This is a genomic window from Rhodococcus oxybenzonivorans (genome assembly GCF_003130705.1).
GTDB classification, from domain to species: Bacteria; Actinomycetota; Actinomycetes; order Mycobacteriales; family Mycobacteriaceae; genus Rhodococcus_F; species Rhodococcus_F oxybenzonivorans.
In genome coordinates this window covers 2805237-2816682 of sequence record NZ_CP021354.1, presented here as the reverse complement: position 1 = coordinate 2816682, position 11446 = coordinate 2805237, and the positions used below count along the sequence as shown (strand labels likewise).

Below are 11446 nucleotides of genomic sequence, written 5' to 3'. Positions count from 1 at the left end.
GGGTACTCCGCGCCTCCTCTCACGGCATACGGAGTGTCCATGAACGGCTCGAGCGCGATGGCAGGCCCCGCGGCCGTGCTCGCTCTCATGCCGTTCTGGCCGTCGCGCCGGGGTCATGCTTTCGATCAGGGATGTTGCTGACCGGCCTTCGGGCCGGTCTTTCACTGCCCTGACGTTCGCTTCCCCCGCTCGGAGTCCCGATGTTCAAGCTCTTGATCTTCACGCTGGTCGGCGTGGGTGCCCAACTGGTAGACGGAGCGCTCGGGATGGCTTTCGGTGTGACCGCCACGACCCTGCTCGTCGTCAGTGGGGTCGGGCCGGCGCAGGCGAGCGCTGCCGTCCACTTCGCGGAGGTCGGCACGACCCTCGCTTCGGGGGCGGCGCATTGGCGATTCCGCAACATCGACTGGTCGCTCGTCCTGCGACTCGGCGTGCCCGGCGCGATCGGGTCCTTTTTCGGTGCCGTCGTCCTGTCCCGCTTGTCGACCGCAGCGGCGGCCCCCGTGACAGCCACCATTCTGCTGGCCATCGGAATCTATGTGCTGCTCCGGTTCTCGATCCGGCCGCCGGTAGTCGACGGCGCCCGAACCTCCCCTCATACGGCCGCTTTTCTTTCGCCGCTGGGTTTGTTCGGTGGATTCATCGACGCGAGCGGTGGCGGTGGTTGGGGTCCGATCACGTCGAGCACCCTGCTCTCCCGCGGCAAAACTGCACCGCGGACCGTCATCGGGTCTGTCAGCGCCTCGGAGTTCCTGGTGTCCGGTGCGGCCAGTCTCGGCTTCATCTTCGGCCTCGGTAGCGCCTTCTTCGACAACCTGCTGATCATCGCCGGACTGGCGCTGGGCGGAGTCCTCGCTGCACCCCTGGCAGCGTGGCTGGTGAGCCGAGTCCCGGCGACGCTGCTCGGGACCGGTGTCGGGGGGATCATCGTGATCACCAACGCACAGAAGCTATTTTCGACGTTCGACGTGAGCGGAGTGCTGTCGGCATTCGGCTGTGTCCTGCTCGTCGGGTTGTGGGCGGGACTGCTGGTGGTCGCATGGCGCCGCTCGCGCCTCAGCGCAGCCGAGGCCGCGGGCGACTTGCAGCGTTTCGGCACCGGGCACGAGTTGTCCACACTGCCGGAAACCCCGGTCTTCGAGCCTTCCACCGGCGGGAAGGTCTGAACGCATCCGGCAGGCCGGACGTAGTCGGCCCCACGCCTTTACTCCCAGGTAACATTGGTCGCGATTCATGGCACCCGTCCGGTGCTCCGATAGCGGAAGAGTGAGGCTATTCATGACTGAGCGTGTTCAGGTCGGCGGTCTTCAGGTCGCCAAGGTTCTCTACGACTTCGTCGGGAATGAAGCTCTTCCCGGAACCGGAGTCGATGTCGACGCCTTCTGGGCCGGCGCCGACAAGGTTGTTCACGACCTCGCCCCGAAGAACCGGGACCTCCTCGCGAAGCGTGACGAACTGCAGTCCCGCATCGATGAGTGGCACCGTGACCGCGCCGGCAAGCCCATCGACGCGGCGGAGTACAAGGAATTTCTCGAGGAGATCGGTTACCTGGTTCCCGCTCCGGAACCGTTCGAGGTCTCGACCGCGAACGTCGACAACGAGATCACGTCGACGGCAGGCCCGCAGCTGGTCGTGCCCATTCTGAACGCTCGGTTCGCCCTCAACGCCTCGAACGCGCGGTGGGGATCGCTGTACGACGCCCTCTACGGAACCAACGCCATCCCCGAGGAAGGCGGCGCGGAGAAGGGCAGCGGGTACAACAAGGTCCGTGGCGACAAGGTGATTGCGTGGGCTCGCCAGTTCCTCGACACCGCGGCACCCCTGGCGTCCGGGTCGCACGCCGACTCCACCCGGTACTTCGTCGACGGGGCGGAGCTGAAGGTCGAACTCGACGGCGGCAACATCACGACTCTCGCGCAGCCGGAGAAGTTCGTCGGCTACCTCGGTGAGAAGGACTCCCCCACGAGCGTTCTGCTCCGCAACAACGGATTGCACGCCGAGATCCAGATCGACGCCGAGTCCCCGATCGGCAAGACCGACGCCGCCGGTGTCAAGGACGTCGTCCTGGAGTCCGCGGTCACCACGATCATGGACTTCGAAGACTCGGTTGCCGCGGTCGACGCGGACGACAAGGTGATCGGTTACCGGAACTGGCTCGGCCTCAACCGTGGCGACCTGGTCGAGGAGATCGCCAAGGGCGGAAAGTCCTTCACGCGCAAGCTCAACGCCGACCGCACCTACACCGCACCCGACGGCAGCGAACTCTCGCTGCACGGACGGTCGCTGCTGTTCGTGCGCAACGTCGGTCACTTGATGACCAACCCGGCAGTGCTCGACTCGGACGGCAACGAAGTGCCCGAGGGCATCCTCGACGCTCTCGTCACCAGCCTCTGCGCGGTCCACGGACTGTCCATCAGCGAGGCCAACGGCCCCCTCGACAACAGCCGGACCGGTTCCATCTACATCGTCAAACCCAAACAGCACGGTCCCGAGGAAGTCGCGTTCACCACCGAACTCTTCAGCCGTGTCGAGGAAGTCCTCGGGCTGCCCGCCAACACCCTCAAGGTGGGGATCATGGATGAAGAGCGCCGCACCACGGTCAACCTGGCCGCCTGCATCAAGGAGGCGTCGGAGCGGGTGGTGTTCATCAACACCGGATTCCTCGACCGCACCGGCGACGAAATTCACACCTCGATGGAGGCCGGACCGATGGTCCGCAAGGCCGAGATGAAGAAGCAGAAGTGGATCGCTGCCTACGAGGACTGGAACGTCGACACCGGTCTGGCCGCCGGACTGCAGGGTAAGGCCCAGATCGGCAAGGGCATGTGGGCCATGACCGAGCTGATGGCCGAGATGCTCGAGCAGAAGATCGGTCACCCACAGGCCGGCGCGAACACCGCATGGGTTCCGTCCCCCACCGGCGCCACCCTGCACGCCACCCATTACCACCAGGTCGACGTCTTCGCTGTTCAGGACGAACTGAAGGGCAAGCCGCGGGTCACCCTCGGCGACATCCTGACCATTCCTCTCGCCCCGAGCACCGACTGGTCCGAGGCAGAGAAGAAGGAGGAACTGGACAACAACTGCCAGTCCATCCTCGGTTACGTCGTCCGCTGGATCACCGCCGGCGTCGGCTGCTCGAAAGTGCCCGATATCCACGACGTCGCCTTGATGGAGGACCGTGCCACGCTGCGGATCTCCAGCCAGCTCCTCGCGAACTGGCTGCGCCACGACATCGTCACCGAGGACGACGTCGTCGCCAGCCTCGAGCGGATGGCACCGGTTGTCGACCGCCAGAACGAGGCCGATGTGACGTACCGCCCGATGGCGCCGAACTTCGATGACAGCATCGCATTCCAGGCGGCGAAGGAACTGATCCTCGAAGGCGGCAAGCAGCCCAGCGGTTACACGGAACCGATCCTGCACCGCCGTCGTCGCGAGTACAAGGCCGCCAACGCCTGAGCACTGCGCACGGTCAGCGGCCCCCGTCATCACCTGGTGACGGGGGCCGCTTTTCCGGCTTCCGCTCCGCGCTTCACTACACTGCGGAAGTCGACTTCGATCGACTCGACCGACAGAAACAGGTAACCACGTGGGAAATCATCGCGGCGGAAAGGGTGCCAGGGGTGTCAGTAAGGGACCCCTGATCGCGCTCGGTCTCGTCGTGGTGATCGTCGTTGGGGTGTTCGGCTGGTTCCAGCTGGCTGACCGAATCAAAGATCAGGGTGCCGCAGCGGCCGGCGCGTGTGTCGAGGGTGACAGTGTGCTCGGTGTCGCAGCCGACCCGGACATCGCGGCAGACATCCGGACTCTCGCGAACCGCTTCACCGCCACCTCCCCCGTCATCCGTGATCACTGCATCTCCGTCACCGTCACGCCGGTCGACTCCAGCGAGGTGCGCGATGCCCTGATCACAGGCCCGGACGGCGCGTGGGACGACAAGCTTCTCGGCCCGCGTCCTGCATTGTGGATTCCGTCCAGTTCACAATGGGTCCGTCAGGTGCCGCCCGCCGTAGTCAACGGCGAGGCTCGTCCCCTTGCCGCGAGCCCCGTGGTGCTCGCCGTCCGAGCCGAGTTCGAGAACGCCCTGACCACCGCTGCCGTCGAGTGGAAAGATCTGCCGTCGCTGCAGACAGGGCGAGGGTCATTGGCGACCCTCGGGCTCTCCGAGTGGGGAAGCCTGGGATTGGCGCTACCCGTCGGATCCGGCTCCGGCAGTACAGAATTGGCGGTCGAAGCCGTCGCCGCCTCCGTTGCCGGCGATTCTGCCGGCCCGATCACCGCCGAGCAGGCCGGATCGATCCAGGTCACCTCCGCGCTCACCGGGCTGGCGCTCGGGTATCAAGCACTGCCCGGCGCGAAGCCGGCGACGACGCGCGAGGCCCTCACCCTCCTCGCCGACGCGGACGACCCGTCCATGGAGGGCATTCACGCGGTGCCGGTCACCGAACAGCAGGTTTACCGGGCGCTGCGCGAGGCCCCCGGCTCCGATGTCACCACTTTCCTGCCGAAGGGCGCGACCCCGGTAGCGGATCATCCGGCGGCCATCTTGTCGGGGCCCGCTGTCGACGAGACGCAGAGCCGGGCCGCTGCCCAGTTCACGGAGTTTCTTCGCGAGCCGGAGCAGGGTCAGGTGCTCGCTGATGCGGGCTTCAGGGTGGAGGGACTTGGCAGGCCGGACAACACAGCCTTGACGTTCCCCGGCTTCCCCACCACGCTGTTGCCCGCGGATTCCGCGGCCACCGAAGCGATGATGGGGGTCATCCGCAATCCCGTCACCGAACGGACGTCGACAATTCTGCTCGACGTGTCGAGTTCGATGGGTGCCGGCGAGGGACCCACCTCACGCTTGACGAATACGACTGCGGCTCTGGCGGCCCAGGTCAGCCGCTCGCCGGACGCCTCGAGCCTGGGGTTGTGGGAATACAGCACCAACCTCGACGGAACCCGCCCCTACACGACGGTGGTTGCCACCGGCCCGCTCTCGGCCGGTGGTTTCATCGAGGGAAGCCGCAGGCAAGCCCTGGGTGCCCGGCTGGCGAAGGCCGTCCCGGCCGCCGGCACGGCCACCTACGCTTCGCTCGAGGCTGCGTACAAGAGCGCGGTCGCCGGATACACCCCGGGACGCACGAACTCGGTGCTGCTCCTGACCGACGGCGCCAACGACGACGGTTCGCTCACCCGCGCCGATCTGTTGGCGTCCCTCGCAGCCGCGGGCGATCCGTCCAAGCCTGTTCGCATCGACATCGTGACCATCGGACAGAACTCTGATCTCAATACCCTTCAGGCCGTCGCCGATCGCACCGGCGGGTCGCTCGAGAAGGTCCCCTCCTCGGACGGACCCGCTTTGGCCACTGCCATCGGCAAGTTGTTGTCTTGACTCTTCCCGCACCGGGAGACGGGCATCGGCGCCCGACCGCACCGGAACATCACCTCGTAAGGACCCCGCTGACGTCGTCGACGGGTGCGACGACACCGTGACAGAAAGCACTGCCATGTATCCGGAGACTCGACCCCCTCACCCGCTCGTACCCGTGTCACAGCGGGCCGCTTCCCCCGCGGACGTCCGATGACGAGGGTCGTTGTCTTCGGCGTCGTCCTGGCCCTGCTCACCTGGTGGCTTCACCGGCGGCTCGTGCGGGCCACGGGCCTGACCCGGCCGTGGTCCGTCGTCGTCGATGTCGTCCTCGTCGTCCTGTGGGTTCTTGCCGTGATCGGCGCCGGCAGCGGTGAGGTATTCGACACCGGATGGGCGCGACCTCCCGGTTTCGTGGGATGGGCGTGGCTCGGAGCACTGCTGTATCTGGTGCTGGGCCTGCTCCTGGTTGCGATCGGTTCGCTGGTCGTTCGCGTTGTCGCGCGGTTGCGCCACAGGGGCGAGAGTGCCGATCAGGTCGACCTGTCCCGGCGCCGCACCCTGCGTCTCGCGACGTCGGTTGTCGCGGTTGGCGCCGTCGTGGCCGCCGGATACGGGGTCGCCGAGGCCGCCCGCCCGAGGGTGGTACGCGTCCGTGTCCCGCTACGGCGCCTTCCTCCCGAGTTCGAGGGTGTGCGCGTCGCCCTCGTGTCCGATCTCCACGTGGGTCCCGCACGAGGAGTGGGCTTCACTCGGGAGGTCGTGGATGTGATCAACGCGCAGAAACCCGACCTGGTGGCGATTGTGGGAGACCTGGTGGACGGAACGGTGTCCAAGGTGGCGCCCGACCTCGAACCCCTCGCGGATCTTCGCGCACCGATGGGGATTTTCGGTGTCAGCGGAAACCACGAGTTCTACGCCGACGACGGCGGCCGCTGGCTGGATGTCTGGGAACGTCTGGGCATCGCCACCCTCCGGAACCAACGTGTGGCTCTCCGCCGCGGCGAAGCAACGATCGACATCGCAGGCATTCACGATTACTCGTCGCCGGCGCCCTACGAGCCCGACCTGTCTGCAGCCCTCGCGGGACGTGATCCGTCGACATTCGTGATGCTGCTCGCCCACGAACCACGGCAGGCGCTGGAGGCCTCGGATCTGGGTGTGGACCTTCAGCTGTCGGGGCATACGCACGGCGGGCAGATGTGGCCGCTCCGCTATCTCGTGCCGCTGCAGCAACCTTCGGTGACGGGTCTGGACCGGATCGGGAACACGGTTCTCTACACCACGCGCGGAGTCGGCGCCTGGGGCCCGCCCGTACGCGTCGCCGCACCGCCGGAGATCACAATCCTCGAACTGGTGCGCGCCGACTGACCCGATCCGGGCCCGCCCCGGGTGAGCAGGGCGGGCCCAGCCGTCAGGCCCCTTCGAATGCCGAGATCGGCGGGCAGGAGCATACGAGATTGCGGTCACCGTGCGCTCCGTCGATGCGACGCACGGCAGGCCACACCTTCGGCCGAGCCTTGCCGCGGGGGAAGACAGCGACCTCTCGCGAGTACGGGTGGTTCCACTCGGCAACGAGGCAGCCCGCCGTGTGCGGGGCTCCGCGCAGCGGATTGTCGTCGACCGGCCACTCGCCTGCCCCTACCCGGTCGATTTCGGCACGGATCGCGATCATCGCCTCACAGAAGGCGTCGATCTCCTCGAGGTTCTCACTCTCGGTGGGCTCGACCATCAGCGTCCCGGCTACCGGGAAGCTCATCGTCGGGGCGTGGAAACCGTAGTCAGCGAGACGCTTTGCCACATCGTCCACAGTGACACCGGTGTCCTTGGTGATCGGACGCAGGTCGAGAATGCATTCGTGGGCCACCATTCCACCCTCGCCCGTGTAGAGGACGGGAAAGTACTCGTCGAGGCGGCGTGCGATGTAGTTGGCCGAGGCGATGGCCGTCAGGCTGGCCCGGCGGAGTCCGACCGCGCCCATCATCCGAATGTAGGCCCACGTGATGGGCAGGATGGAGGCGCTTCCATAGGGTGCCGCAGAAATCGGTCCGGCAGTGCCGAGTTCCGGCGCCAGCGGGTGCCCGGGCAGGAACGGCGTCAGGTGGGAGCGCACGCCGATGGGTCCGACACCGGGGCCACCGCCGCCGTGCGGGATGCAGAACGTCTTGTGCAGGTTCAGGTGACTGACGTCGCCGCCGAACCGACCGGGTCGGGCCAGCCCGACGAGGGCGTTGAGGTTGGCGCCGTCCACGTAGACCTGGCCTCCGGCGTCGTGGACGGCAGCGCAGATGTCGGCGATCTCGTGCTCGTACACGCCGTGGGTGGACGGGTAAGTGATCATGATCGCGGCGAGTCGCTCGGCATGGTCGGCAATTTTCGCTCGCAGGTCGTCGAGATCGACGTCACCGTTGGGTCGGCAGGCCACCACTTCCACGCGCATACCGGCCATGACGGCGGACGCCGCGTTGGTGCCGTGGGCGCTCGAGGGAATCAGGCAGGTGTCGCGGTGGTCGTCGCCGCGGCTCAGGTGATAGTTGCGGATCGCCAGGAGTCCCGCGTACTCGCCCTGGCTGCCGGCATTCGGCTGCAGGCTGACCGCGTCGTAACCGGTCACGGCCACGAGCCAGTTCTCGAGGTCCTCGATGATGCGAAGAATCCCCGGCGCGTCGCCGGTGGGTGCGAACGGGTGCAGTCGGGCGAACGCCGGCCAGGTGATTGCTTCCATTTCGGCGGTCGCGTTGAGCTTCATGGTGCACGAACCCAACGGGATCATGCTGCGGTCGAGTGCGATGTCCTTGTCCGATAACGCTCGCAGATACCGCAGCATCCCGGTTTCGGTGCGATACCGCGTGAAGGCCTCGTGCTGGAGATAGTCGGAGCCGCGGCGCTGAGAGTGGGGCACCGCGGTGCCCGGTTCGACGCCGACCGCACCGGCACCGCCGAATGCCGCGAGAACGCTCTCGAGGTGTGCTGGGGCCGTCGCTTCGTCACAGGCGATGCCGACGTGATCGGCATCGACGAAGCGGAGGTTGATTCCCGACTCCTTGGCTTTGGCCACGACTGCCGACGCCTGCCCCTCGACGCGAACGAGGACGGTGTCGAAGAAGTGCTCGTGCACCACGGTCACCCCAGCCTTGCGGAGGGCGGCGGCGAGCGAGTGCGCAGCATTCGCGACGCGCTCCGCGATCGCCTTCAGGCCTTCCGCACCGTGATAGCTCGCGTACATGGCCGCGAGAACGGCAAGGAGCACCTGGGCGGTGCAGATGTTCGACGTGGCCTTCTCCCGGCGAATGTGCTGTTCACGGGTCTGCAAAGCCAGTCGATACGCCTTGTCACCATCGGCGTCCACGGACACGCCGACGAGGCGGCCGGGTAGCTGGCGGGCATGCTTGGTGTGCACGGCAAGGTACCCGGCGTGCGGGCCGCCGAACCCCATGGGGACACCGAACCGCTGAGTGGTGCCGAAGCAGGCGTCCGCGCCGATGTCGCCGGGCGGCGTGATCAGGGTGAGGGCCAGGAGGTCGGCGCCGAGCGCGACGAGGGCGCCGCGCTCGTGAGCCTCGACGATGACGTCGGTGTAGTCGACGACGCGGCCGGACGCGCCCGGCAGTTGAGCGAGGACACCGAAGAAGTCACCGTCGGGCAGCCCGGCAGACAGATCAGCGACGACGATGTCGATACCGAGAGGCTCGGCCCGGGTCTCGAGCACGGCGAGGGTCTGCGGGTACAGATCGGCATCCACCACGAACCGCGGCGACTTGGACTTGTTCGCGCGCCGCAGGAGTGTCATGGCCTCAGCGGCTGCGGTCGCCTCGTCGAGCATTGACGAATTCGCGACCTCCATACCGGTGAGATCGGCCACCATCGTCTGAAAGTTCAGAAGAGCCTCGAGACGCCCTTGGCTGATCTCCGGCTGGTACGGGGTGTAGGCGGTGTACCACGCAGGATTCTCGATGATGTTCCGGAGCAGAACCGGAGGCGTCAGGGTGTCGTAGTACCCGAGTCCGATCATCGTGGTCGCCACGGTGTTCTGGGCGGCGAGTGCAGAAAGTTCGGCGAGAGCCTCGTGCTCGGACACCGGGGCAGGCAGAGCGTCGAGCCCGTCGGCCACACCATTCGCGACGCCGTCGAGAATGGCGGCCGGGACCGCCTTCGACGCCAGGTCGTCCAGGGATCCGGCACCCACGACGTCGAGGATGTGCGCGAGTTCCGCCGCGTTCGGGCCGACATGGCGGTCGGCGAATGTACGGCTTCCAGCGTCGATCACGACAACTCCCAAGCAGTTCGGAGGACCAGGACCCGCCCCGCGCAGCGGTGCGTCCCTCCCCCTCTGTCGCCTGCTCGCGTTCGAGCGCCTGAGAGATTCGGTACCGGCGTCCAGCAGTGGACGGGCCCTTTCCCCGTGGGCGGGTGGGTGCTCCCACCGCTTTCCAGAGACGTCGGAGCCCGCACGGTCCTGTGTGCCTGAGAGATTGACGGGGAGGTGCTGCTCCTTCGGCGTCCGGGTCCTTCACACACGATTTTCTGTGCATGCAGTACCCGGAACTCTCCCGCACGGCGTCGACGCACCGTCAGTCTATGTCACCGGCGACCAGTTCACGCACGCCCATGTCCCGCATTTGTGCGGCGGAACACAGGCCGGGCGTCACCGGCACCTTGTCTGCCCGACGAGAACTTAGCCCGTCTTACGACTTGCGCGAGTCTTCCGCCGGGACGCCAGTTCGTCTTCGGGACTCTGCTCGAGTGCGCCGCCATCGGCACGCTCCGCCGGGAAGTCTGCGATGGTGCCAGTGAGCTCACGCATGGCACCGCTCACGGCGATACCGAACACGCCCTGGCCACCCTGCAATAAATCGACAACCTCTTCCGCGGACGTGCACTCGTAGACAGTGGTGCCGTCGGAGAAAAGTGTGATCTTGGCCAAGTCGCGCACCCCACGCTTACGCAGATGGTCGACGGCCACACGAATGTTCTGCAAGGATATTCCGGTATCGAGCAGGCGCTTGACGATCTTGAGAACGAGGATGTCTTTGAACGAGTACAGGCGCTGGCTCCCCGAGCCGGCCGCCCCACGGATGGACGGCACCACCAGTGACGTCCGCGCCCAGTAGTCGAGCTGCCGGTAGGTAATTCCGGCGATCTGGCAGGCGATGGGGACGCGGTATCCGACGAGGTCGTCAGGCACGGAATCGTCGGGGAAGAGGCCCGGCTGGATCTCTTCGGAGCTGAACTCTGGCTCGGCAACGTTGTCGCCGGGCGCAAGATTCAGCGGATTCTCCTGCGGCCGATCTCCCACTGACTACTCCCTCTCGCATGTTGCACTGAACCCGACGATCAGTGCGCCTGTGACACGCGTCGCCAGTAGCCGCGGCGCATGCACCACAGCACTCGGGCGGCGTAGTCGCCACCAGTGACACCGAGCACATCCATACCCTGAACCTACTCAGCGTACGCCCGATCGAATCTGCAAGGCAGAAAATCACTGCACCGAACGCTATGACTCCGAGCAGTCAGGGTCAACGCAACGCGCCGGAAGAACCTCAACCGTTACTGGGCAAACAGGAACCCTAGCCGTCGGTGGCCTTGAAGTCGTCCGGCGAGACGGATTCGAGGAACTCTTTGAACTTCTCGACCTCGTCTTCACGCTCGTCCGGCATGACGAGTCCCGCCTCCGACAGAACCGACTCCTCGGCGAAAATGGGGACTCCGATACGCAACGCGATGGCGATCGAGTCGGAGGGCCGGGCGGAGACACGAGTGTTCTGATCGAACACGAGATCGGCGTAGAACGTGCCTTCGCGGAGTTCGACGATGCGCACTTCTTTGAGGGTGCGGCCGAGGGCCTCGATCAGATTCTTGATCAGATCATGTGTGAGAGGCCGCGCAGGCTCGACACCCTGTTGTTCGAGTGCGATTGCGGTGGCCTCGGTCTGCCCGATCCAAATGGGGAGGTAACGGTCGCCGTCAGTTTCGCGCAGCAGCAGAACAGGCTGGCTCTGAGGCTGCTCGACACGAACTCCGATCACGTGCATTTCGCTCATCGCGTCTGCCTCCACCCTGCAATGGTCCATACGCGGCACACCGTGCCTA

7 protein-coding genes and 1 riboswitch are annotated in these 11446 nt (G+C 66.2%); of the genes, 4 read left to right on the top strand and 3 right to left on the bottom strand.

Annotated features, from left to right (window positions below; genetic code table 11):
• Positions 1 to 200 precede the first annotated feature (200 nt).
• From CBI38_RS13425 to CBI38_RS13410, 4 genes are all read left to right on the top strand, one after another.
• Complete coding sequence (locus tag CBI38_RS13425; protein ID WP_109329493.1) at positions 201 to 1166, top strand: sulfite exporter TauE/SafE family protein; 966 nt, start codon at positions 201 to 203, stop codon at positions 1164 to 1166.
• A gap of 112 nt (positions 1167 to 1278) precedes the next feature.
• Positions 1279 to 3462: a malate synthase G gene (locus tag CBI38_RS13420; RefSeq protein ID WP_109329491.1), complete on the top strand. Its 2184-nt coding sequence runs from the start codon at positions 1279 to 1281 to the stop codon at positions 3460 to 3462.
• Between the two features lie 130 nt (positions 3463 to 3592).
• Positions 3593 to 5380, top strand: coding sequence for a substrate-binding domain-containing protein (locus tag CBI38_RS13415; RefSeq protein ID WP_109329489.1), 1788 nt, complete (start codon positions 3593 to 3595; stop codon positions 5378 to 5380).
• A gap of 189 nt (positions 5381 to 5569) precedes the next feature.
• On the top strand, positions 5570 to 6727 hold the full coding sequence (locus CBI38_RS13410; RefSeq protein WP_109329487.1) for a metallophosphoesterase: 1158 nt from the start codon (positions 5570 to 5572) through the stop codon (positions 6725 to 6727).
• Positions 6728 to 6770: 43 nt separating this feature from the next.
• Here CBI38_RS13410 and gcvP read toward each other — a convergent pair whose 3' ends face one another.
• The 3 genes from gcvP to CBI38_RS13395 all read right to left on the bottom strand — a co-directional run bounded on the left by gcvP (position 6771) and on the right by CBI38_RS13395 (position 11397).
• Positions 6771 to 9623, bottom strand: coding sequence for an aminomethyl-transferring glycine dehydrogenase (gene gcvP, locus CBI38_RS13405; RefSeq protein ID WP_109329485.1), 2853 nt, complete (start codon positions 9621 to 9623; stop codon positions 6771 to 6773).
• A gap of 174 nt (positions 9624 to 9797) precedes the next feature.
• A riboswitch (glycine riboswitch) is annotated at positions 9798 to 9919 on the bottom strand.
• A gap of 112 nt (positions 9920 to 10031) precedes the next feature.
• Complete coding sequence (locus tag CBI38_RS13400; RefSeq protein WP_109329483.1) at positions 10032 to 10652, bottom strand: MerR family transcriptional regulator; 621 nt, start codon at positions 10650 to 10652, stop codon at positions 10032 to 10034.
• Between the two features lie 271 nt (positions 10653 to 10923).
• The gene (locus CBI38_RS13395) at positions 10924 to 11397 is read right to left on the bottom strand and encodes a bifunctional nuclease family protein (RefSeq protein WP_109335061.1); all 474 of its coding nucleotides are present in this window, start codon (positions 11395 to 11397) and stop codon (positions 10924 to 10926) included.
• Positions 11398 to 11446: the final 49 nt, after the last annotated feature.

Excerpts from the sequence above, each read along its gene's own strand:
- CBI38_RS13425 (WP_109329493.1), top strand. The coding sequence starts at position 201 with ATGTTCAAGCTCTTGATCTTCACGCTGGTCGGCGTGGGTGCCCAACTG.
- CBI38_RS13420 (WP_109329491.1), top strand. The coding sequence starts at position 1,279 with ATGACTGAGCGTGTTCAGGTCGGCGGTCTTCAGGTCGCCAAGGTTCTC.
- CBI38_RS13410 (WP_109329487.1), top strand. The coding sequence starts at position 5,570 with ATGACGAGGGTCGTTGTCTTCGGCGTCGTCCTGGCCCTGCTCACCTGG.
- CBI38_RS13395 (WP_109335061.1), bottom strand. The coding sequence starts at position 11,397 with ATGAGCGAAATGCACGTGATCGGAGTTCGTGTCGAGCAGCCTCAGAGC.